The sequence below is a fragment of the Enhygromyxa salina genome (assembly GCF_000737335.2).
In the GTDB taxonomy this organism is placed as follows: domain Bacteria; phylum Myxococcota_A; class Polyangia; order Nannocystales; family Nannocystaceae; genus Plesiocystis; species Plesiocystis salina_C.
This window is the reverse complement of the sequence record NZ_JMCC02000089.1, coordinates 31429-54182: the sequence shown is the minus strand read 5'-3', so window position 1 is coordinate 54182 and position 22754 is coordinate 31429. Positions and strand designations below refer to the sequence as shown.

General features: G+C 66.1%; 16 protein-coding genes and 2 pseudogenes. 3 read left to right on the top strand and 15 right to left on the bottom strand.

Going from position 1 to position 22754, the window contains the following annotated elements; genetic code table 11:
- Positions 1-371: 371 nt before the first annotated feature.
- The 15 genes and pseudogenes from DB30_RS29140 to rplU all read right to left on the bottom strand — a co-directional run bounded on the left by DB30_RS29140 (position 372) and on the right by rplU (position 19338).
- On the bottom strand, positions 372-974 hold the full coding sequence (locus DB30_RS29140; protein ID WP_052555070.1) for a polysaccharide biosynthesis/export family protein: 603 nt from the start codon (positions 972-974) through the stop codon (positions 372-374).
- A 1-nt stretch (position 975) separates the two neighbouring features.
- Positions 976-2340: a hypothetical protein gene (locus tag DB30_RS29135; protein ID WP_165703997.1), complete on the bottom strand. Its 1365-nt coding sequence runs from the start codon at positions 2338-2340 to the stop codon at positions 976-978.
- 151 nt (positions 2341-2491) lie between these two features.
- Positions 2492-3235, bottom strand: coding sequence for a hypothetical protein (locus tag DB30_RS29130; RefSeq protein WP_146661092.1), 744 nt, complete (start codon positions 3233-3235; stop codon positions 2492-2494).
- Positions 3236-3378: 143 nt separating this feature from the next.
- Complete coding sequence (locus tag DB30_RS29125) at positions 3379-5334, bottom strand: AgmX/PglI C-terminal domain-containing protein (protein WP_052555065.1); 1956 nt, start codon at positions 5332-5334, stop codon at positions 3379-3381.
- A 305-nt stretch (positions 5335-5639) separates the two neighbouring features.
- Positions 5640-6173 (bottom strand): biopolymer transporter ExbD, encoded by a 534-nt coding sequence (locus DB30_RS29120; RefSeq protein ID WP_052555063.1) that lies wholly within the window; start codon positions 6171-6173, stop codon positions 5640-5642.
- A 43-nt stretch (positions 6174-6216) separates the two neighbouring features.
- Positions 6217-6792, bottom strand: coding sequence for a biopolymer transporter ExbD (locus DB30_RS29115; protein WP_146661091.1), 576 nt, complete (start codon positions 6790-6792; stop codon positions 6217-6219).
- Between the two features lie 135 nt (positions 6793-6927).
- Positions 6928-7560, bottom strand: coding sequence for a MotA/TolQ/ExbB proton channel family protein (locus DB30_RS29110; protein ID WP_052555059.1), 633 nt, complete (start codon positions 7558-7560; stop codon positions 6928-6930).
- Positions 7561-8492: 932 nt separating this feature from the next.
- A complete protein-coding gene (locus tag DB30_RS29105; protein WP_052555055.1) occupies positions 8493-9986 on the bottom strand; it encodes a tetratricopeptide repeat protein in 1494 nt (497 codons plus the stop codon).
- Entirely contained in the window at positions 9983-13468 is a 3486-nt protein-coding gene (locus tag DB30_RS29100) for a tetratricopeptide repeat protein (RefSeq protein ID WP_052555053.1), read from the bottom strand. Before DB30_RS29100 ends, DB30_RS29105 begins: the two co-directional genes overlap by 4 nt.
- On the bottom strand, positions 13468-15876 hold the full coding sequence (locus DB30_RS29095; RefSeq protein ID WP_052555051.1) for a tetratricopeptide repeat protein: 2409 nt from the start codon (positions 15874-15876) through the stop codon (positions 13468-13470). Before DB30_RS29095 ends, DB30_RS29100 begins: the two co-directional genes overlap by 1 nt.
- 22 nt (positions 15877-15898) lie before the next feature.
- Positions 15899-16801, bottom strand: coding sequence for a hypothetical protein (locus tag DB30_RS29090; RefSeq protein ID WP_146661090.1), 903 nt, complete (start codon positions 16799-16801; stop codon positions 15899-15901).
- A gap of 312 nt (positions 16802-17113) precedes the next feature.
- A pseudogene (locus tag DB30_RS29085) lies at positions 17114-17812 on the bottom strand (Obg family GTPase); the annotation flags it as partial.
- 447 nt (positions 17813-18259) lie between these two features.
- Positions 18260-18547, bottom strand: a pseudogene (locus DB30_RS29080) (GTPase ObgE); the annotation flags it as partial.
- 162 nt (positions 18548-18709) lie between these two features.
- On the bottom strand, positions 18710-19000 hold the full coding sequence (rpmA, locus tag DB30_RS29075) for a 50S ribosomal protein L27 (RefSeq protein WP_052555044.1): 291 nt from the start codon (positions 18998-19000) through the stop codon (positions 18710-18712).
- Positions 19001-19020: 20 nt separating this feature from the next.
- Positions 19021-19338: a 50S ribosomal protein L21 gene (gene rplU / locus DB30_RS29070; protein ID WP_052555042.1), complete on the bottom strand. Its 318-nt coding sequence runs from the start codon at positions 19336-19338 to the stop codon at positions 19021-19023.
- A 237-nt stretch (positions 19339-19575) separates the two neighbouring features.
- On the opposite strand from rplU, the gene DB30_RS29065 reads away from it, so the two are divergent.
- The 3 genes from DB30_RS29065 to DB30_RS29055 are packed head-to-tail and all read left to right on the top strand — an operon-like array spanning position 19576 to position 22609.
- Positions 19576-20610, top strand: a complete 1035-nt coding sequence (locus tag DB30_RS29065; protein WP_165703996.1) for a lytic transglycosylase domain-containing protein — start codon at positions 19576-19578, stop codon at positions 20608-20610.
- Between the two features lie 23 nt (positions 20611-20633).
- A complete protein-coding gene (locus DB30_RS29060) occupies positions 20634-21896 on the top strand; it encodes a cysteine desulfurase-like protein (protein WP_240480355.1) in 1263 nt (420 codons plus the stop codon).
- On the top strand, positions 21893-22609 hold the full coding sequence (locus tag DB30_RS29055) for a hypothetical protein (protein ID WP_052555038.1): 717 nt from the start codon (positions 21893-21895) through the stop codon (positions 22607-22609). The genes DB30_RS29060 and DB30_RS29055 overlap by 4 nt, the downstream gene beginning before the upstream one ends.
- Positions 22610-22754: the final 145 nt, after the last annotated feature.

Sequence of the window (22754 nt, the reverse complement as noted above, 5' to 3'; positions counted from 1 at the left end):
CCAGGGGCCTCACATGCAGATGCGAGTGACCTGCGAAGTGCCAAGGTCCATGTGGGGGCAGGATCTTGGCCCTTCGCCGAAAGCAGTCGGCGAAGCCACGCGAGCCCCCTTCTAGAGAGGCGAACCGCTAAATCGCGCGTGCCAGGGTGCGTCTGGGGCCGTTCCTGACTAGGAGCGAGGCCGAAGCTGTATCGGGATACTGCGAGCGCCGAGTCGACAACGGCAGGGACGGCCCCAGGCGTGCACTGGTGCGTGGGATTTAGCGGTTCGCCTCTCTAGGGGGCCACACATGCGGATGCGAACAGCCTGCTCATCGGGAGCGAGCGAAGCGAGTGACCTGCGAAGTGCCAAGGTCCATGTGGGGGTAATGACTAGATCGGGGCCAGGGGCACGAAGATGATGTCGCCCGGCTGCAGCAGCAGATCCGGCTCACGGCCATCCGTGATCGCCTTGACCGAGACCTCGTAGGTCCCCACGCCGGTCGGCCCCTTGCGCGTCAGCTTCACCCGCCGCGCATGCGCGAGCTCGTTGAGCCCCCCGGCCTCCGAGATCGCCTGGACCAGCGTCAACTTCTCTGCATAGGGAAACGTGCCGGGCTTCGAGACCTGCCCGAGCACGCTGACCTCGAGGTTTTCCCGCGAGGTCAGGATCACCGTGACATGCGGGCTGCGAAGGTAGCCGTCGCCCAGCTGCTGCTCGAGCAGCGCGGCGAGGGCGGCCTGCGTCTTGTCGGTCACGTCGACCCGGCCGATCAGCGGAAAGTCGATCGTCCCGTCTCCTTGCACTTGAAAGGTCCCGCCGATGTCCTCTTCACCGAACACCCGAACCTCGAACACGTCGCCAGCGGTCAGCCCCGAGGTCACCTCAACCGGCTGCGCGGGCGGGATCAGGCTGTGATCCGGCTCGAAGCAGCCGGCGGTCAGCACCGCGAACACCAGCGAGATCAGCCCGACCAACCCGGCGACGCCGCGCACGTCAGTACCTCACGGCGATGAAGCCCATCAGCAGGTTGCGAGTGAAGCGGCCCGGGTTCGAGTACCCGTCGGCGTAGTCAACCACGAAGTCGGTCAGATCCGCCGCGACCGCGTAGCGAAGCCCAGCCACCAGGTACTTGCCGATCGGCTGCTCGAGCTGGAGGTTGAAGGAGATCAGCGTGTCGCGTCGCACGAACCCGTCGGCGGCCGTGTAGCCGGTGATCTGCTGGGTATCCACGCCGGGGATCGGCAGCCCCGCGTAGCGACGCGCATAGATGCCAAGCCCCGCGTCGAGGCCCATCTTCCACGGGAACACATGGCTGGCCACCAATGATCCGCCGACGTCGGTGAAGTAGTTGCCGAACACCGAGTCGTGAAAGTCGCGACCCACGCGCAGCCCGATCTGGGTCTTGGGCGAAGGGAACACCCCGAGCGCCGCGTAGCCGATGAAATTCTTGTGGTTGGGCCCCGAGGTGTCTTGCTTGTACAGGCCCCAGCCCCAGCCGCCGAACACGTCGAGCACGACCTTCTTGCCGAGCTGGCCGACGTAGCCGCCGAGCAAGCGGTGCGCGTGCGAGTCTTCGTTGCGGCCGATCCCCGTGTCCACGCAGCACAGGTAGTAGGTGTAGTGGTACGCGTAGCGAACGGCGAAGGCGCTGCGATCCCGAAACCGGTACTTGGTCTCGGTCTCGGCGCCGTTGACGATGCGATCCGCCGTGCTGATGCTGCCGCTCTCGAAGTACAGGATCTCGTTGCGGTACGCGACGTTGAGGCTCAGCCGCCCGCCGCTGGGACGGATCAAGAAGCGCAGCGCCGCCGAGTTGTCGAAGCGGTTGAAGTTGTACGAGCGCCCAGCTTCGAAGTTGGTCGGCTCGCCGATGCGGTTGAAGTCGTCCTCGATCGCGAACGAGAACCGTCGCCCCGGCGCGAACGTGACCCTGGCGGTGGCGGCGATGTTGAGCTTGCTGGCCTGCCAAACCGTGGGGCGACCGGTCAAGTACAGGCGCCAGCCGGCCAGCAACCCGAGGTGATAGTCGACCTTGCGCCCGGTGCTCTTGGCTGGCGTGTCGAGCAGGCCAGCGCGCAGCGGACGGTTCTCGATCGTCAGCCACACCGAGGGCAGCGCGTAGGCGGCCCGCTGGGGCCGACGCGCGCGGACCTCCGAGAACACGTTCGAGTCGAAGCCGATCGACAGGGCCGCGCCACCGTGAAAGGTGGAGTTCTTGCCGGTCTTGAGCCCCGGCCCGTCCGCGACCCTGGGCACCTGCGTTGCTGGGTTGCCGGGCGCCATGCTTGGGCCGCCCGGCGTCGAAGCCAACGCCAAGCGCGGCGCCAGTCCCAGCACCAACAGCGACAGCACGAACACGAGCAAGAGCTCGAGGCGTCCTCGCGGTGATGTAGACCTGCAGTTCAAGGGTTAGATGGTGGCCGAGCTGGCCACTCCGATCATTTGATCAGTCGCGGGGCCGGCTTCGTGGCCCGCGTGCGGGCGGAGCGTGGGCCGGCTGCGAGCTGGATCATTCGATCGGACTCGCTACCGGCGGCCAGCCGCCATCCATGGGGGGTGGCACTGGGTTGTTACCAAGACCCAAGCTGGGATCCCACATGGGGATCGTTCGGGGCTCGTCGGAGTCGTTGCGCACGATGTCGGTTTCGTCCTCCGGGCCCTGCTGACCTGAGCAGGCCTTGGCTTCTTCGACGAGTAGATCAATGCGATTTGCCGCGGCCTCGAGCTTCTCGAGCGCGAAGCCCCTGGCCTGCTCACTCGCGCCTGGGTCACGAATGACCAGCAGCTCGCTGGTGCCGAGATCCATCACGTCGTTGGCGCGATCTTGCTTGTCGAGCACACAGGTCGCGCGAACGAGGTCGGCGTCGTTGCGGGCCTCGACCGCGAGCTCACCGAGATCCGACATGCCCGACTCCATCTGGCCGCGGAGCGAGCTGGCTCCTGGAACGGAGACTTGCGGAAGCTCTTGCGCGGGCGGCAGGTCGCTGGCTCCGGGATCGACCGCGGCGGGGGTCGACGTGGGATCCGCGTCCATGATCGCGTCGAATTCTGCGCTGGCGTCGCTCTGTGGTGTGGACTCTGCAGTCGCGGGCGCCGCTGAATCTGCTGGATCCGCTGGATCCGCCGGGGGAGCGCCCCAAACGGTGCCCCCAAGACCCAGGCCAACGGTCAACCCAACGATGACGACCAGCGACGCAATCGGCACGAGCCGGGCCCGCGAGCGGTGATTACGAGAGATTTGGCGGTCGGTCATGAGGTCCTCCAGGGGTAGATGGCCGGCGCCAGCGGATCCTTTGCGGCCAGTTGATTTTCTAGGCCCCGCGAAAACCGCGAGCCCTCGAACCAGCTTGCCCGGCGTTGCCGAGCAAATCAACTACAGGGCAGACCTGGAGGTAGCTAGCCCGTGAACGCGACGGAGAAGGTCACTTCCGATGACTCTTCGGCGCCCTCGGACAAGAACCGCCAGCTCTTGATCTTGGCGATGGTGCAAGAGCGGACGGAGGCGTCGCCGACGGTGTCGTCTTCGATGTCCACGTCGGTCACGCGCCCGGTCGGGTTGATCGTGATCGTGTAGGTCATCTTGCCCTTGAGGCTCTGGTTGGAGCGCAGCGCCTTCTCGTAGCAAGCCTCGAGGCCCGGCATGCGTCGGCGGATGGTTGCCGAAACCGACTTCTTGTCGACGTCGCCGACCACGTCGTCGGTGCTGCTCTTGGCCGAGACCTTGCGCTCTTTCTTGTCGGTCGCGCCGACCTCGGCCGGGCCGTCACCGGTCTGCATGCCGGCGTTCTTGGCCACCGTGCCGGTTGACGTGATGCCGCCGCCGCCCGCGACGAAGTCACCGATCTCGCCGCCGCGGTACTCCTCTGTGTTTGACATGCCCTGCGCGAACAGATCGCCGAGGTTGTTCTCGGTGCCTTCGATCACGTCGAGCACGGTGCCCTCGCCGGGGCCGCCGTAGGTGCCGAGCACGCGGGCCACACCCACGCCACGCGCCTCTTGGAACGCGGCCTCGGACACGTTCTCGGGCTTCTCGAGCTTGTCCTCTACTTCTTCCTTCTCTTCTTTTTCTTTCTCTTCCTTCTTGTCTTCTTGGACGAGCGCGTCTTTTTCTTCGGTCTCTTCGGGCTCTTCTTCCTTCTCTTCGTAGAAGGAGGCGGGCATGCCCATCTCTCGCACGAAGCGCTCCGCCGGCGGGGCAGGGGTGCGGTCCGCGAAGTACACGAACCACACGCTGAGCAGCACGGCGACCCCCGCGGCGGCACCAAACGAGGCCGCGTCGAGGCTGGAGGGGCGCAGGTGCGTGAGCGGATCGACGTACTCGACCGGGAACACGGGCGTCGCAGCTGCGCTCGCGGGCCTGGCGGTCTGAAACAGGATCTTGGTCTGACCGATGAGCAGCTTGCCCTTGGTCTTGGTCCCAAGCTTGACCCGCAGGGTCTCGTTGGCGCCCGCGCCCGCGCCAAAGCGCTTGCGGAGCTGGTCGACGCTGGCCTTGTTGGAGCCCAGCGCGATCTTGCCGCGGGTCTCGGGCGGAATGTTGATGTAGTAGACGCCCTCGTTGGGGACCCACTCGAACAGCGTGTGCTCACGGGGAGCGTGGCCGCCCTTGGGGGGGCGCTTGCGTGGCTTGATCGGCGCTTCGTTGAGGCCCATCGTGCCGATCACCAGGGGCACCAGACCCAGCAACCCAATGATCAGGCCCAAGCCGCCCGTGCCACCTTGCTCCTCCGCCTTGAACGCCTGCATGTCGCCGCGCTTGACGTCGGCGTTGGCTTCAGAGGGAGCGCGCTGGTTGACCTCGTAGGCGAACAATCCGCCGCCACCGAGGGCCACCACCGCGCCAATCGCCAGCCAGATCGGCGCGCGCTTGCGGTAGTCCGTGGGCTGCGACCAGCCGTCGTAGACCGTCAGCGGTCGCTTGCGACGACCGCGTCGGCCCCGCAGCATCGTGACGCCGGTCATCAGGGGGAACACGCCCAAGAACGCCAGCGTCAGCGCGATCGTGCTGGTGAGGTCGGTGCCCTCGTCGTCGGTTGACTCGCCGCCGGTTGGGCCCGAGAGCACGGCGTCTGCGCTCACGTGCTGGCTGACCTCGTAGGCGAACAGCCCGCCCATGACCACGATCATCAGCGCGCCGATGACCATGAGCGCGCGGGGCAGCGTCTGTGCTTGGGGGCCTGCCTCTGCGGCGACCCCCGTCTCGAGGTCCAGGCTCGGGCCCATGCTCAGCGACGAGCCCGAAGCCCGGCCGATGATCACATCTCCCGGCTCCGTCTGGTGGAGCTCCTCGCACGATTCGCCGTCGACGATGACGGCGACTCGGAGGACTTTGGGGCGCTTTGCGGCGGACATTTGATAGTTTGTGGTCAGCTCGGGCGAGGCTTCTCACCCGCTTTTCAGGCGGCATTCGGAGACTGGCTTCGCGTGGGCGCCTGGCAGCGAAGATGAGCGGAGCATAGCAGCGAGAAGATTGTGGCCAAGGGATCGATGTCCCTCTTGCGACGGAGCCTTCACATGAGTTTCAGAGCGCGCAGCGTAGAAGTTGCAGCCGGTGGGTAGATCGATCAAACGCGCGCCCAATGTTGCGGCGAAGGCCAAAAACGAGCGAGCCCGACAGCGCAAAAGGCGCTATCGGGCTCGATGGCTGCAAATGGTGCTCAGCCCTTCTGGATGATGCAGAACGAGTATTCCGAGTACTCGAGGCGGCCTGCCGTGTACATCAGATCCACGATTGTCGAGAACTTGAGCGCCTCGTCACCAATCAAGATGACGTGGCCAACCCACTCCTCGCCGCGGGCCTCGAACACCTGCTTGGACTTCTCGGTCTCTTCTTCGAGCTTCTCGAAGAGCGGGCGGATCACGTGACCCTGCACCACGTTGGGATCGAGCTCGCCGTCGGTCAGGGTTGCGACCTGCTCCTCGTTGAAGATCAGCTCGCGCGAGGAGATGTAGATCGCAATGCCCTCTTTGATGGGCATGTCCATGCGGGACATGGGGATCTTCTGCTCGGAGATCGGCTGAATCAAGATCGGATCAGAGGCATACGACTTGAGCAGGTACACCACGATGATGGCGACAATGTCCATCAACGAGGTCAGCCCGAGGTTCGCCACATCATCTTTTTTGTGGCGGCGTTTGGCCTTCTTGATTTCCTTTTTGAGCTTGAAGAGCTCGTCGGGTGTCATGCTCATGACGACTCCTTGACCTGTGGGTTCGAGGGCGAGAGGGGAAGGCTCAGCCGGCGCCGGCTTCGACGATGGGTTGGAAGAACAGACACTCCGGCGGAATCTCTTCGTCTTCCTTGATAGTGAGCAACTTGCACTCTGTCCCGCGAACGGCGTCCATCGTGTTGATCAACACCGCCATTGGGATGTTGTTCTCCGCGCTGATGGTCACCACGGTCTCGTGCTTGGCGATCTCTTTGAGCTCTTTGGCCTTGGCCTCGAGCGCAGCGTAGTCGTAGCGCTCGTAGTCCGTGGCGTCGGCGCTCGGCTTGGCGAGCGGGATGCTTGGACCCGTGCTGTCTTGCTCTTTGCCAGCCTCGGCGCCCTCTTGCTGGGACGCAGTGGTGACGCGGAAGCCGTCGTCGAGGATGAAGACCTTGAACTTCAAGGGCTTCTCTTCCTTCTTCTCTTCTTCCTTCTTGGGAGAAGGAGCCGCCGCAAACTTGGGCGGAGACACGGCGATTGCCGCCAAGCTCGCGACTTCCATGGCCAGCAGCAGCGCCGGGATGAGAAGGAACATGATGTTCATGACGGGAAGCACATTGGCTTCCTCGACTTCCAGCTCTTCGTTATGCCTTACGCGCATGGTGTACCTCGAAGGAGTGCCCTATCCAGGGCTCGAGAAGTGGCGAGCACGACGCCCATTGCAGTGGTTTTGGTCGGCGGCCGCGAGGGTTGTGCCCCCGCGGCCCAGGACCGCAGCACTTGGACGCCCGACTGACTAGCTGTGGCGCACGCGCGCCGCGAGCAGGTTCTCCAGCTTGACCGAGTAGAGCTCGACCTCGTCGGAGATCTTCTTCGCCAAGTTGGAGATGAAGATGTGAGCGGCGAGCAGCGGAATCGCGACCATCAGACCGAAGCCCGTGGTGTTCATGGCGATACCGATACCGCGTGCCAGAGCGGTGGAGCGCTGGTCGGCGGGAGCGTCGGCAACGGCGCGGAACGCCTCCAACATGCCGAAGATGGTGCCGAGCAGACCGAGGAGCGTCGCGATGTTGGCGATCGCGGCGATCATTGGAACGCGCTTGTTGATCGCGGGACCGACCTCGAGCATCGACTCTTCGATGGCAGCCGAGATGTCGGACTCGCTCTTGTTCGCGCGGGTCAGGCCAGCCTTGACCACGCGAGCGAGCGCGGCTTTGTCGGCGGCGTTGCAGAGCTTGATGGCGCGATCAATGTTGTTCGCCATCACCAGCTTCTGAATCTGGTTGAAAAACTGCTGTCCGTTGATGTTGAAACGGAAAAACAGAAAAATGAAGCGCTCTACCATGACGGCGAGGCCGAGAATTGCGCAGAGCGCAATGGCGTGCATGAACACGCCGCCGTTGGCGTAGAACGTTGCGAAATCACCCATGACCGGTGTCCTCCTGAAGGGGCTGTGCTTGCCCGAGTGCTGCGTTGCCCGAGGGGGCGTGGTGGTGGTTGAACGAGAAGTTGGTGAATGTCAGCAGCGCACGCTGCGCTTTTGACTGGTGTTAGAACAAAGGATCTTGAACGGACTCGAGTACGAGAGGCGCGAACTTCGCGTCAAGGCGAGCCCAGTCGTGGTCCAGCGCAGATCGCTTGAACACGAAAAAGGCGCTCGGCTTCTCCAACTTGCCCTCGACGAGGAATTCGTCGTCGAGAGAGATCCGCTTGGTGCCTGAGCTCTTCGAACCCGACCCCGATGCGGGGGCAGTGGAGCCACCTTCCGGTGTCGGATCCTGTGCGAGTGCCTGGCAAGGAAGCAGCATCGTAGACAAAACCCCAGCGACTGCCAAGACCCAAAAAGCGAGCTTTCGTATCAACACGGCGCGGCTCCCATGCTCTCGTGTTCAGATCGCCGACGGGTGTTCAGGGCGTTGTGGCCCACTGGCGTGGCGATCAGGCGACATTCAGGGAACTTTGGCGGGACGGGGCTCGCACATGGCCCTGACGAAACCCGAGACGCAACCCGAGGAATATCGCGTTTCTCGGGTTTCTGGGGGCCATTGTGGCCATCTGGAGAGCGAACGAGCAATGCGCTGGAGATCTGTGCTGGGCCGCCAGCGATCGCGCGCATCTTAGATCGGACAGGCCCTGCAGTGAAAGTACCGTGTGCGAATGCTCCGTCCCCACGGCCAGGTAATTTGTGGCGCCGGCTGCTCATACCACGGATCCGCTGGGGGTTGGCTCGCATCTTCCGGGGCCGACGAACGCCTGGCATTCCTGAGAGATCTCCCGAGACCACTGTTTTCAGCTCGGGCCTGAGGTTTTCGCCGGCTCGTGGGCCCCTCAGCAGATCAAAGCGGTCCTTGGCAGCCAAGATCACCCCCCAGGTTTGAGAACCTTGGGTTTTTGTGGCTGCGGTTGCTGCGGTGACTGCGGATTCTGTGGTTTGACGGGCGCGGGCGGCTTCTCGGCGGGTTTCTCGGCGGGCTGGGCGGGCTTTTCCGCGGGTTGGGCGGGCTTCTCGGCGGGCTGGGCGGGCTTCTCGGCGGGTTGAGCGGGCTTCTCGGCCGGCTGAGCGGGCTTTTGACCTGGGGCCTGCGCCTTGGGTGGCTCGCTCGGATCCGGCTTGGCGGGCTCGGCCGGCTTCGCAGGGTCCGCCGGGTTCGCGGGCTCGGGCTCCGCGCCAGCGGGCTCGGCCTCTGGCTCGGTCGGCGCCTCTGCTTGCTTTTGCTTGCGCTTGGCCTCGCGCTCCTGCCGACGCTCCTCGCTCTCGAGACCCTTGTTGGCGGCCTTGATGTAGAGGTCGGCCTGGGCAACCGTCACGAGCTCGTTACCCATGGCGTCGGTTGGCCCCCGCTTTTGCTTGCTGCGCTCGACGGAGGTCTTGCCCTTGGCGACCAGCGCTTTGTAGGTCTCGAACTCTTTGATCGCGGCGTCGAGCTTGGCGGTCTCGTCGTGCTTGGGGATCTGCTCGGCGTCGAGGTACAGCACGCCGAGGTTGAAGTGGATCTCGGCCCAGTCGGGACGCAGCTTCGAGGCGGTGCGAAACGAGGCTTCGGCCTCGGTGATCTGACCGTTGGCCCGCTGCGCCGAGCCCAGGTTGAGCTGCGCTTCGGCGAACTTGGCGTCGAGCGAGACCGCGTACTCGAAGCAGCTCTGCGCGGTCACTGGCTCGCCACGCCACATGTACTGGACGCCGAGGTTGTTCCACGCCGAGCTGTTCTTGTCGTCGGTCTCGGCCGCGTTCTTGAACGACTTGAACGCCTCGCCGCGCGAGCCCGCCTGCAGGTACGCGAAGCCCATCAGGTTGTAGGCCTGGGACTTCTCTTCGGGGCCCAGGACCTTGGGATCGACATTGAGGATCGAGCCGGTCACCGACAGCACGAGCTCGTGCTTGCCCTGCCTGTAGAACGCCTCGGCGATCACGAGCATGGCCTCGACGTTCTGCTCGTGGTCGCGCAGCGCGTTGCGAGCCTCGGCGATCGCCTTGTCGCTCTGGCCCGAACGCAGCAGCAGCTTGGCCTTGGCGCTCGTCTGCCGCGAGCGCTTCATCTTGGCCTTCTCTTGGTTGGGGTCGCGATCGAGGCCGGGGGTGACTACCGGCTTGGGCGGGGTCTCGATCGGCTTGGCGGCGACCTTCTCCGCGTTGGGGTCTGGATCGGTCTTGGGCTTGGTGGTCGTGTCCGCGACTTTTTTCTCGGGCGGCAGCTCGAGCTCGTCGGGGGCGTCGGTGTCTTGGGTTTGCTTGTTGCAGCCCGCCAACCCACCGACGCCGACGCCGACGCCGACGAGCGTGAACAGCCCCAACTGAAGGGTCAGCCGAAAGGTCAGCCCAAAGCTGGTCGCGAGCGAGGTTGGGGTCAGCTTCATCGTCGGTCCTCCAGCTCCAGGGTCAGCGCCGCGTCACGCAGCGAGGGGTATTCGTCGGCCTTGTAGACGTTCAGGCGCTCGAGCGCCCTGGCGGTCCACACGTTGTTGATGTGGAATTCCTTGCTGCGCTTGACGCACTCTTCGTAGAGGAGGACAGCCTTCTGGGTGAGCGGCTCCATCTGGTCTTGGATCGTGATCTTGTAGGCGTAGTACGCCTCCGACCCCTTGCGCAGCTGGCTGGGCACGGGTGAGTCCATCACGGTGGCCGCGACGGTCTCGAACGCGTAGCCGCGCCGGAACATGCCGGCGAGGACCCAGTCGAGCGAGCGGTAGGTCAACACCTTGTCGTACTCGGCGGCGACCTTCACCAGCGCGTCGAACAGCTTCTTGGCCTCTTCGCCGATCTTCTTGTTGCTGGTCGACTTGATCTTGAGCTTGACCACGTCCTCGAGCTCGTACTCCGCGAGCAGGAACTGAGCCTCGGCCGGGACTGCCGCCTCGGGGGTGCCGTTTTGCAGGCCTCGGGCCGCGAACAAGTCGATCGCAGCCTGCAGCTCGCGGGTCGCGGACTTGCGATCCTTGCCCTTGCGGTAGAGCTGGCCGAGCCGGAGGTGGGCTTCGACCTCGCGGACCGCCTGGTCGGACTGGCCGCCGTGATCCTTGAGATACGCCTTGTAGGCGGCGATCGTCTTGCTGTCGTTGCCGGCCTTCTCGAGCACTTCGGCGGCGCGATAGATCGCCTCGGCCTTCTCGCTTGGGCTCTCGGCTTTCTTGGCGACCTCGTAGTAGAGCTTGGCCGACTTCTCGTAGCTTTGCAGGCTGTCTTGCAAGCTCGCGGCGTTGCGCAGCGCGGTCAGGCGGTACTCGCTATTTTTGTAGTCGTCGTGGGTCGCAAGCACGATGTACTTGTCGACGGCCTCTTCGAACTCGAAGAAGCGCGAGTGGTTGTAGCCGGTCCGCAGCAGCGCGTAGTCGGCGAACTCGCTGCACTTCTCGCCTTCTTTGAGCTTGGGCGCGCTGCACGGCTTGTAGGTCGTGTAGATGCGCTCGTAGGTGTTTGACGCGCTCTCGAACCGGCCGATGTTCTCGTAGGCGACGGCGGCGTTGTTGAGCGCGTTGTCGGCGTTGGGATCATCGGGGGCCTGATTGACGAGCGCGACGTAGCGATCCGCGGCGGCCTCGAACTCGCCGGCCTCGAACAGCAAGGTGGCCTCTTGGAAGATCACCGCGTTGCCGATCGAGCGCAGCTTGCCGGCGAACTCGGTCTTGGCGTCGCCGGTGCCGCAGTTCTTCATGTTCTTGACGATCTCTTCGGTCAGCTGGCCCTGCAGCGAGTAGCCGTCGATGATCGCCAAGCTCGCGTTGATCGAGACGTCGGTGTCGCAGTGGCGATCGATGACCCGCTGAAAGCGTGGGCGGGCGTCGACGAAGCGGTTGTGGCGTTGGCTGATCGCGCCGGACTTGAAGATGATCTCGGCGACGTCTTCGTTGTCGGGGTTGAGCTCGGCGTAGCGGTCGTAGGCGGACTGCAATGCGGCGGCCAGCGGCGGGATCGTCAGCGGCTCATAGGGGCCCGCGTCGGTGTCCTTGGGCATGTCCGGCAGCGTGTACTTGCCAGCGGCGATCTGGACCTCGGCGTAGGACTCGAGCGACGAGACCACGCCGCTCGCGGCGTCGGCCTGCAGGCGATTGTCGAGGTTGGAGTCGCGAACGATCGCAAACTGCTTGGCCGCGTCGAGGAACTGATCCGAGTAGTACAGCGAGTCGGCGAAGTTGTAGCGGTACTCGTAGGAGCTGGGCGTGTTGGGGAATCGCTCGAGGTAGGCGGCGTAGGCCCGCGCGGCGATCTCGTACTCGAGCTTGGCGGCCGCGGTGTCGCCATCGGAGCGCAGCGCCTGGGCGCGGGCTTGGTGATCGACGGCGGTCGCGACGAGGGCGTCCTCGGCCAGCTTGAAGGCCCGCTCGATCGCGTCGGGGTCGTTCTCGTTGGCGTAGTACCAGTTGGTGCCGCGCAGGTAGTTGGTCGCGAGCTTGTCGCGAGCTTCCGTGATGTTTCGATCGTCGCGCAGAGCCTTCCACGCGTCGAGGATCTTGGACTGGATCTCGGGCGCGGCGGCGGCCAGGGGCCAGCGAGACAGCGCGAGCTCGTAGATCTCGACCGCGCCCTCGAACTCGGTCTCGTAGGCGAGCAAGTCGGCGTAGGCGGCGTAGATCTCGGGGACGTGGGGTTCGTCCTTGCGCTCGGCGTAGTCTTGCTCGAGCCGCTTGAGCCCGTAGACCTTGTCGCGGCGGCCGTTGCCGTCCCAGTCCTCCTCGTTGTAGGTCTTGGCCATCCAGCGGATCACGTCACCGCGATAGGCCGCTTCGTCGTCGTACTTGTCGGTGCCCTTGAGCGAGTCCGCGTAGAGGATGTACTCGTCAAACCGGGCGATCGAGCCGGCGAAGTCGCGCTTGAGGTAGGTCGTGAACGCGATCCGCAGCAGCGCTTGGGCAAACAGGCTGCTGCCGCGCTCGCCCAGCGCCTGGGTGTAGGCCTCGAGCGCTGGATCGAGCTCTTCGACGTCGTAGTGGAGCTCGCCGACGCGCAGCCAGCTCTCTGCGACGAAGGTGCTCTTGTCCGACAGCGGCGTGCAATTTTGATAGTCGCCAAGCCGAAACTGCGAGGTCGAGACGATATTGGAGAAGTCCGCGTTGGGGACCCCGTAGCGGTTGGCGCACGACAACGCCAAGAACGCCTGGCGGCTGGCGTCGAACTCTTCGCTCTCGTAGAGCAGCACGCCCATGCGGTACAGTGCGGCGTCGTTGAGCGCGTAGTTGGGGAACCCGCCGACGACCTGGGTGAGCAGCTCGATCGAGCGCTCGTAGGCGACCGTGGGCGGCGGCCGCATGTCGGGCAGGTTCTGCTCGCCGGCCTCGCGGCGCTTCTCGAGCGCGACGAGCTCCTCTTGCCACGCGTCTTCTTGCCGCTGGTAGCGCTCGAGCGAGGACTCGAAGTGCAGCTCCGCGAGCCGGAACATGATCTCGGGGGTCCACGCGGCGTCGTTTGGATGCAGCGCGAGGAAGTCCTCGTAGCGGGTGATCGCCTTGGCGCGCAGCGAGCGAGCTTGGGCCCGGTGCTCTCGCAGCTCCCGCTCGTAGCTCTTGTCGAGCTCCTGCTGACCCTGCTCGAACTCGATGATCAGCTGGTCGCGGAGCGTGTCTTCGGTGGCGACGGCGGCCGACTCGAAGCGCTCGAAGATCTCTTCGAGCTCGCCGATCGCCCTGGCTTCGTCGTCGTTGCGGGGCCGCCGAGGCAGCGGCGCTTGCAGGCGGTTGGGGTCGCCGCCGCCCTCGACGACGCGACCGACACCCGAGCCAGGCTCGCCTGGGATCCCGATCAGCTGGTCGCCGGAGGTCTTGGTTGGCCCCGACGCCGCGACCTCGGTGCCCAACACCAAACACAGACAGCCAAGGCTGATCGCGCTGACGACGGAGAGCTTCATCACTCTTCCTCCAGGGCTTCGTCGATGACGCGCTGGAGCTCACGCGTCTCGCGGTCACGGGTGGTCTCGAGCCGGCGGATCTCCTCGGACTCGACCTCTTGGATCGCCCAGGCGACGTCGAGCAGGCCGACCTCGGAGCGGGTCACGAGGTTGGCGAGCTCGCCCACGACGTCGCGGTAGCTGGCCTGCATGACCTCACCCACGAGCACGCGGGCCTCGCCCTTCTTGTCCTCGAGCTCGACCTTGTAGCGATCGAGGTTGACCCGCTCTTCGCGGAGGATCTGGATCGCCCGATGCAGACGGCGGCCGGCGGCGTTGTCGAGCCGCTCGCGACCTTCGTTGACGCGCCCGCGCAGGGACACGGTGCGGTCCCAGACTTTTTGCGCGCTGGCGTCGGACCGGACCTTCATCAGGGCTGCGAACGCACGGTTCAGGAACGCCGCGTACTCGTTGACGGCGTTGCGCTGGGCCTCTGCCCATGGATCCGAGAACCGCAGGGCCGTCTGCACGCGCTCGACGTCGGCTTCCAAGGTGGCGACGGTGAGCTCGAGCCCGGCGACCTCGTCGCGCAGCTCGGCGGCTTGCTTGAGGAAGCCCTCGGGGTTGATGCGCTGATCTTTGCGGGTCTCTTCGTAGTAGCGCTCGGTTGCGATCAGCTGGGCGCGGAGGGCCTGGACGGTGAGATCGAGCTGGTGCAGCTGCTCGGCGTGCTCGCGCAGGCCGCCGGTCACGTCGTCGCGGCTGCTGCCGTCGCCAAGCGGGTTGTCGACGCGCTTGCGCAGGGCTTGGCGCTGGGCCTCGATGTCGGCCATCCCGGCCCCGGTGATGCCGGTTCGCGCGCGCACGAGCAGCTTCTCTTGCAGCTCGATGATCTCTAGATCCGCGGAGTCGAGCGAGCTCAGGTGCGCGCCGAGGTCCGTGAACAGCCGGGCGCGCTCGGTCGCCTTGACGGCCTCTTCCATGCGCGCGAGCAGGGCCCGCGTCTCGAACAACATTTGCTCGACCTCGCCGACCTCTTGCGCGAGCGCGACGGTCTGGACCGCGCGCGGGAGCGTGTCGGCGACGGGCACGGCCTCGACCGGCATCACGGCGCCAAGCGAGAAGTGCTGCATGTCTTCGGCGGCGACGGCCGAGAAGTACCCGGCGGCGTCGGCCTTGGCCTCGAGCTGCCGGCCAAGCCGCTGGGACAGCTCGTCAAACTCGCGGCGCAGGGCCAAGAACTCGCCTTCGGCGGCCTGCCAGTCGCGCATCTGGATCTTGACCTTGCCGCGCAGCTGCTTGATCTCGGGGACGATCGGGCCGTCGGGATCGTAGACCAACAACAGATCCAGAGCCTGCAGCGCGCGCTCGTAGCTGCCGGCGCGCAGCAGGGTCCAGGCGGTCTCGTACATGGCCTCTGAGAAGAACGGGGAGTCGCGAGAGATGCGCCGGTAGGCTTTGACGGCGAGGTCGGTCTCGTTCAGATCGTGGTGGATGCGGGCCCGGGCCAGCCACGCGAGTTCGACGATCCGCTTGTCTCGCTCGTTGATCGGCGTGGCCACGGTCATGGCCTCGAACCGCCCGAGCGCCTCGTCGGTCGCGCCCATGGCCAACGCCGCGGTCGCGGCGAAGTACGAGGCACGGATCCGCCACTTGGCCCCGAGGCCGCCGCCGGACATGGGCACGCTGAACGGCGACAGGCTGTCGAGCTCTGTGATCGCGCCGACGTGATCGCCACGAAAATATAGCCAGCGACCGAAGGCGTAGCGCAGCTCGAGCTCGCGTTGCTCGGGGGCGATCGCGGCGACGGCGAGGGCGATGCGGGTGATCACGGCCTCGTCGACCTTGCCCTCGGGCGGCGCGATGTCGACGTTCATGCCGATCGCCTCGAGCCGCGCGCGGACCTCGGGGGTGGCCGAGAGCCCGGGCCGGCGGGCGAAGCCCTGATCCTGGCGCGGGACCGCGAGGTCGAACATCCGCGCCATGCTGCGCTGGTGATAGCGGCGGCCGTCTTCGCTGTTGTCGATCAGGTTGCCGTTGAAGCACTCGATCGCCCAGCGATCCATCTCGAGCAGGGCCAGCGCTTCGCCGAGGAAGTACAGCGCCTGGCTCGCGGCGAGGCTGCCGGGGTGGTTCTCGAGCACGTCCAAGAACACGATCGCGGCCCGCTCCACGTCGCGATCGACGAGCATGAGCTGGCCTGTCACGACCCGCTTGGCGAGCTCTTCTTCGGTCTCTTCGCGCTCGAGGTTGGCGGCGTTCTCGGCGGAGACCAGCACCGACTCCACGTCTTCGATGCGCTCGATTGCGACGTCCAGATCGAAGTCGCGGCCCGGCGCCGCGACAGCGGGTGCCGGGGCCATGATCGTCGCCGCGTCGACGAACAGGATCGTCGCCAGCGAGAGCAGGAGTTTGCCGCGGTGCTGCATTGCAGGCTGGGTTGCGCGGGGCTCAGTCGCCAGCGGCAGGCTTTTGCGCGGCGGGCTTTTGAGCGGCGGGTTTTTGAGCGGGCTTGTTGGCGGTGGGCGTGGGGCTTGCCGGCTCGGACGGCTTCTTGGTCGCGGGCTTGGACTTGGACTTGGACTTGGACTTGCTCGGCGACTTGCTGGGCTTGCGCTGGACCTGGGGAAGCGGCTTGCCCGACGCGTCGAGGGGGATCTCTTGCCAGTCGATGCTGGGCCGATCCTTCATCTCGGTGGTCACGTTGCCCTTCTCGAAGCCGGAGCTCAGCAGCCGGACCGAGCCATTCTCGGGGGCGGTGAAGTTGTGCGAGCTGCGGCTCTCGAAGGTGTAGCCGTTGAGGTAGCTGAACACGCCAAAGCCTTGGCCTTGGTAGGTGAGCTCGACGGTGATCGTGTGTGGCCCGGGGACGATGTTGCCGTCGAGCACGGTCAGCTCGTCCTCTTGGTCGAGGGTGCCGCTGTCGTCGGTGCGCGCGTAAATCTGCGCGCCGTCGAGGATCACCGCGAGCTTCGTGAGCCGAAACTGCGAGCCCATCAAGTTGCGATGCGCGATGATCACCCGGCTGCCCGCGAGCACGCCGTGCAGCACGGTCTCTTTGAGCACCGACAGCCGCGCCTTGCTGCGAAAGATCCGCTCTTTGAGGTCATCGACCTCGCCCTGCAGGCCGTCGATGCGCGCGCCGTAGATCTCGCTCTCGCGGCGACTGGAGTCGACGCCATCGGGGGTCTCGGTGGTCTGAAACAGATCCGCCGCGTCGTCGTCTTCGGCCGGCGGCTCTGGCTCTGCGGTGGGCTGGTTCTGCGGAAGATCATCCGGCGGGATCGCTTGACCGGTCGCCGGAGGCGGCGCGGCGTGACTCACCGAGGTGAGCGAGCCCGATAGCGAGACCACGAAAGCCAACGTCAACACCGCGAGCCATGCCCACGGACGAGAGTTCCAACTGGAACGCGACACCCCCCAACGGTATCAGGGCGACTCGGGCCTCGCCAGCCGCCAAGCGGCCCTGATCAGCATTGAGGCAATGATCGAGAGCGGCCGTTCAGTGCCGTCGTGCGCCGGATCAGGCCGGCCTGGGGCCAACTGTTTGGCGGCGCGAATTGTGGTGAAGGAACCGAAGGGCCCGGCCATGGAGGCTGCGCGACGTGTCACGGCTTGGGCTTGGCGGTCGCCGACGAAGCTCGAGGGTCAAGCGTTGCCAAGCTGCAGGCGTCGCCACAGCGCTTCGAGCAGCGCGTCGGTCCCCTCGCCCGTCACGGCGCTGATCGCAAACAGCGGGATGTTGCGCTTGCGAAGCGCCTTGCGAGTTTGCTTGATCAGCTCGCGCCCTTCGTCCGTGTCGATCTTGTTGAGCGCGACCACGCGCGGGCGGCCTTCGAACATCGGGCCGTAGCGGCGCAGCTCACCCTCGAGCGCGTCGAGATCCCGGAGCAGCTCGCGCCCGGGGGTTGGATCGGGGGCGAGCAAGTGCAGGAGCACGCGGGTGCGCTCGAGGTGGCGCAGAAATTCGTGACCGAGTCCACGACCCTCGCTGGCCCCGTCGACCAGGCCGGGCACGTCGGCGACGACCATGCTGCGGTGGCGGTGATCATCACCAGGCAGGCTGACCACGCCAAGCTGCGGCGTCAGGGTTGTGAACGGGTACGCGCCGATCTCCGGGCGCGCGCGCGAGATCCTGCTGATCAAGGTGGACTTGCCGACGTTGGGGTAGCCAACGATGCCGACGTCCGCGAGCAGCTTGAGCTCGAGGCGCAGCCACATCCCCTGACCGGCGGTGCCTGGCTCGGCGCGATCGGGTGAGCGATTGGTCGAAGACCGGAAGTGGACGTTGCCGCGCCCGCCACGGCCGCCGCGGGCGATCAGCACGCGCTCGCCGTCGTGATCGAGGTCGCAGATCAGCTCGCCAGGCTCGAAGCTGGGGGGCTCGTCGCGCCGGCCGGAGCGCTTGCGTGGGCGGATGTTTCGGCGCTGGGCACCGCCGGAGATCGTCTCGCCCGCGGCGACGACCTCGGGCGGGGCGCCAAGCTCGATCAGCTCGAGGCGTTGCTCGTCGAGCTCGCCAAACTCCATCATGGTGGGGATCAGGGTGGGGCCACCGGGTTGGGCCCCGGCCCCGGCCCCAGTGTCTGCGGGGGCGTCGTCACCGGCCTCCGTGTTGTCATCGCTGTCCGCGACGTCGTCATCGTCGTCGCTTGGATCGTGATCGATGACCCGATCGCCAACGACCCACAGGTTCTGCATGCCCTCGTCGCCATCATCGTCGTCGTCGTCTGCCTCGAGGGTGATCCCGTCCGGCGCGTCCTCGTGCCACGGCGGGGGCTCCCCGTGCGCGGTGGCTTCGCCCTCGTAGTAGACCGCGGTGCCAAGCGGCACGCGGATCTCGAGCAGCTCGCCGCCGCGGCCGTTCTTGCTGGCGCCGCCGCCGGGGCGGCCGCTCTCGGCGTCGTGGTGCTGGCGATACTTGAGCTCGAGCAAGGTCGAGAGCTGGGCGTCGACGACCAGGCAGACGTCGCCGCCGTCACCACCGTCACCGCCGGCAGGGCCGCCCTTGGGCACGTGGGCCTCACGGCGCCACGCGACCGCTCCATCGCCGCCGTCGCCGGCACGAACTTGAATGCGAACACGATCGATGAAGCGCATGAGAGATATCCAGAGGGGGAGGAGCGGCGGCGACGGCACCTGCGTCACCGCGATTGAGCGGACTTCGGGGGGCGCGCGACTCCTACGGTATAGAGTAGTCCGAAACGTCAAAGGCCCTCACGACCGGAGTCGGAGGGCCAGTGAGAGTGGTGCGCAGCGGCGTTACTCCGCGGCGGCTTCGAGCTCTTGGGCGACCGCGTCCACCGAGATGTAGCTGCGGCGCTGCGCCTTGCTGCCACTCTTGTGGAAACGGACGACCCCGTCGCGCGTGGCGAACAAGGTGAAGTCGCGTCCGCGACTGACGCCCTCGCCAGCCCAGAAGGTCGAACCGACCTGCCGAACGATGATGTTACCGGCGCGAACGACCTGGCCGCCGTAGATCTTGACCCCGCGCCGTTGGGCGTTGGAGTCGCGGCCGTTCTTGATCGAGCCCTGGCCTTTTTTGTGTGCCATTTCGGTGCTGCCTTTCTAAGTCAGGCGGAGATCCCGGTGATCTCGACCTCGGTGTAGGACTGTCGGTGCCCGTTCTTGCGCCGGTAGTTCTTGCGGCGACGAAACTTGTAGACGATCAGCTTTTTGCCGCGTCCGTGGGACTTCACGAGGCCGCTGACCTTGGCGCCCGCGACGAGCGGTGTGCCGATCCGGGCGTCGTCGCCGGAGCCAACGAGAAGAACCTCGCCGAACTCGATGGCCCCGCCGACTTCGGCGGAGAGCTTTTCGATACGCAGCTTGTCGCCCACGGCGACGCGGTACTGCTTGCCGCCGGTCTTGATGATGGCTTGATCGCTCACTGTCGTCACTCTTCATCGACGATGCGCTCGTCTCGGCGGGGACGTCGACCCAGGTCCCGGGGCCACCGCGGAGGCGCGGGGGAGCGAAGGATATGGATCTGCCAGCGCCGGTCAAGTGGGGGTTCCTTCAGACCCCCCAGCAGCCGCCAGCGGGAACAGACAGGGCGCAGATGTTTAGGAGCGGTGCGGTTTGTCGATAAATTCGGTGATCCCGCGACCTTCCTTAGTGTGGCGGGGATGCGGTCCCCAAACATCCATGTTGGCTTGGTCCTCGGTATCGCTACGGCCGGCGTGATTCTCGCGCTCGGCGGATGCGTGGCAGGTGGGGCCTCGACCACGCAGCCGAGCGCCGTGCCCGCGGGGCAGGGCGCTGGCAAACCAGCGGGGGCGTTCGAGGCGTTTAGTGACAACGAGCGCGCGAGGATCCTCGCGGTTCAGGACATCGTCGAGCGAGCGGCGAGCGAGCACGGCGTGGATCCGACGCTGATCAACGCGGTGATCTGGGTCGAGAGTCGCTTTGATCCCCAGGCGAAGTCGCCGGCGGGGGCGCGCGGGTTGATGCAGCTGATGCCGGCGACCGCCGCGTACTTGGCCAAGCGCATGGGCGAACGCAGCGCCCACGCCTACGACCCCGCCTTCAACGTCCGCGCAGGCTCGCTCTACCTCGCAGAGATGATCGCGAAATTCGGTGATGAGCAGCAGGCCGTCGCGGCCTACCACGCTGGCCCCGGCAACGTGAAGCGCTGGGTCGAGGCTGGCGAGACGTTCCCGGACTACAGCCAGAACTACGTCGCCAAGGTCATGGACGCGCGCGCGCGCTTCGAGGGCGTGAGCGCGCACGGCCGGCCCAGTGGCGCCGCGACGATGCCCGCGCCCACCCCCACTCGCAGGTCTGCGCCCGCTATCGAGCCAGAGCCAGAGCCAGAGCCGCAAGAGGTGCCGGACGTCGCGACGCTGCCAGACGCCGCCGACATTCATGGGGTTGCTCGGGTGATCCATGAAACTCCTGCGCCTGCGCCTGCCCCGAGGCCGGACGAGTTCGAGTCGCAAGAGCCAGTATTCGAGGTGCACCCCGAGCTCGACGTCGATCCGAGCGCCACTGGCTGGGAGACGACGACGCCGCGGCCACGGCCACGGCCACGCGCGCGCGCGCCCAAGCCAGTTGTTTCGCCGTCGCAGCCGGCCGCGAAGCCCAAGCCGAGCGAGCCGCCCAAGCCGAGCGAGCCGCCCAAGGCGGACGAAGTTGGCATCGGCGTGTTGCCGGATCTGTGAGCCGACGAGCCGACGAGCCCGCGGTGGCCAAGGTGTACGATGAGCAGGTGCCCGCGCTCGACGTCGACTTCGTCCGCTCGCAGTTTCCGGCGCTGACCCAGCACTGGCCCGACTGGGCGCTGATGGACAACGCCGGCGGCTCCGTCACGCCGCAGCAGGTTCAGACCCGGGTGGCCGACTATCTGCGCCGCTACATGGTCCAGCTCGGGGCGAGCTATCCGCTGTCGCAGCGGGCCACGCAGATCGTGACCGAGGCCCACGAGTTCGCCGAGCGGCTCGTGGGTGCGCAGTCGGGCGAGGTCGTGATCGGCCCCTCGACAACGCTCAACGCCAAGATCTTGGCCATGGCCCTGCGCCCGCTGTGGCGCGACGGCGACAAGGTGATCGTCAGCGAGCTCGATCACGAGGCGAACATTGGTCCATGGGCCGCGCTCGCCGAGGGTGGGATCGAGGTGCTGACGTGGCGCCTGCGCCCCGAGACAGCGGCGCTCGAGCTCGAAGATCTCACGCCGCTGCTCGACGAGCGGGTCCGCTTGGTCTGCATGACCCACTGCGCCAACGTGGTCGGGCGCATCCACAACGTCAACGCGATCGCGGCGGCGGTCCACCAAGCGGGCGCGCAGCTGTGCGTGGACGGGGTCGCCTACGCGCCGCATCGCTTGGTCGACGTGGCCGCGCTCGACGTCGACTACTACCTGCTCAGCCTCTACAAGGTCTACGGTCCGCACCTGGGCTTGCTGTGGGGTCGGCGGGCGCTGCTCGAGGCCGCGCGCGGGCAAAATCACTACTTCGTTGGCGAACAGCAGGTGCCCTACAAGCTCGAGCCGGGCAACGCCAACCATGAGCTGTGCGCGGGCCTCGTTGGGATCGGTGACTATCTGTCGGTCGTCGACGCGCACCACCACGAGCGGCCCGCGGCCAGCGATCGCCAGGGCTTCGCGCGCAGCTTCGAGTTGTTCGCCGCGCACGAGGCCCAGCTCGCCGAGCGCCTGCTCGCGTTCTTGCGCGACCACCCACGCGTGAAGATCATCGGCCCGCCGTCCAGCGATCCAAGCGTGCGCGTGCCAACGATCGCGTTCACCGTGGACGGCCGCAAAGCCAGCGAGATCCCGCCGCTGCTCGATCCGCACAAGCTAGCGATCCGCTGGGGAGATTTCTACGCGCGGCGAGGGATCGAGGCCCTGGGGCTGACCCAGGCCGAAGGGGTCGTGCGGGTCAGCATGGTCCACTACAACACCCTCGACGAGGTCGACCGCCTCGTGCGAGCGCTCGACGAGGTCTTGTGAACGCGATCACTCGAGCAGGGCTGCTCTCACTGGTGCTGGTCAGCGGGTGCAAGCCCACTGTGATCCTCGAGGCGCCCGAGCCCGAGCCCACGCCGACCGATGCTGATTCAGATCCGCTGGTCGAGTACGAGGCGATCCGCGAGAGCGTGCGTCACTACGCCGCGGCCCTCAGCGCTCACGATCCCAAGGCCGCGAGCGAGTGGGTCGTCAGCGACACCTTTGGCTACTACGAAGATCTGCGCGTCGCCGCGCTGCGAGCGACGCGTGAGCAGCTCGAAGCCTGGGATCTGATGAGCGTGATGCTGATCTTGCAGATCCGCACGCAGATCACCCGCGAGCAGCTCGAGTCGCTCGACGGCCTCGGCTTGTTCGAGCGGGCCGTGACGGCGGGCTTGGTCGGCGAACAGATCGAGGACATCGTGCTCGATGACGTGTGGCTCGACGACACGGGCGAGCACGCGCAGATCCGTCTGGACGGTGAGCCAGTGGTGTGGCTCCGCAAAGAGCAGCGCGAGGGCGATGGCGAGCATGGCCGCTGGCGCGTCGACATCCCCGAGATGATCCGTCTGCTTGGTCCCGCGATCGAAGCGATGGCACACGATGCCGTGTCCGCCGATGGCAAAGTTCGAACCGCGCTGACCTTTGTCGAGTTGAGCACCGAAGCGTTTGTTGACATTGCGGTGCTCGACGGACCGCTCGATGCGACGGACTGACGCGCGCAGCGCCGGGCTGCGCCGCCTGATTGTGCGAGACGCTTCACCGCGATTCAGCGTGCGCATCAGTGAGTGACTAATTTTTTATTGGTGCTGCTTTTAGCTTAGTTCGGTTCCGTTCAGCGTTTCTGGGGGGCGTCTCGAG

What these genes read in the sequence shown, in the direction of transcription:
- DB30_RS29130 (WP_146661092.1), bottom strand. Translation starts at nt 3,235, where the DNA reads ATGACCGACCGCCAAATCTCTCGTAATCACCGCTCGCGGGCCCGGCTC.
- DB30_RS29125 (WP_052555065.1), bottom strand. Translation starts at nt 5,334, where the DNA reads ATGTCCGCCGCAAAGCGCCCCAAAGTCCTCCGAGTCGCCGTCATCGTC.
- DB30_RS29120 (WP_052555063.1), bottom strand. Translation starts at nt 6,173, where the DNA reads ATGAGCATGACACCCGACGAGCTCTTCAAGCTCAAAAAGGAAATCAAG.
- DB30_RS29115 (WP_146661091.1), bottom strand. Translation starts at nt 6,792, where the DNA reads ATGCGCGTAAGGCATAACGAAGAGCTGGAAGTCGAGGAAGCCAATGTG.
- DB30_RS29110 (WP_052555059.1), bottom strand. Translation starts at nt 7,560, where the DNA reads ATGGGTGATTTCGCAACGTTCTACGCCAACGGCGGCGTGTTCATGCAC.
- DB30_RS29105 (WP_052555055.1), bottom strand. Translation starts at nt 9,986, where the DNA reads ATGAAGCTGACCCCAACCTCGCTCGCGACCAGCTTTGGGCTGACCTTT.
- DB30_RS29100 (WP_052555053.1), bottom strand. Translation starts at nt 13,468, where the DNA reads ATGAAGCTCTCCGTCGTCAGCGCGATCAGCCTTGGCTGTCTGTGTTTG.
- DB30_RS29095 (WP_052555051.1), bottom strand. Translation starts at nt 15,876, where the DNA reads ATGCAGCACCGCGGCAAACTCCTGCTCTCGCTGGCGACGATCCTGTTC.
- rpmA (WP_052555044.1), bottom strand. Translation starts at nt 19,000, where the DNA reads ATGGCACACAAAAAAGGCCAGGGCTCGATCAAGAACGGCCGCGACTCC.
- DB30_RS29065 (WP_165703996.1), top strand. Translation starts at nt 19,576, where the DNA reads ATGCGGTCCCCAAACATCCATGTTGGCTTGGTCCTCGGTATCGCTACG.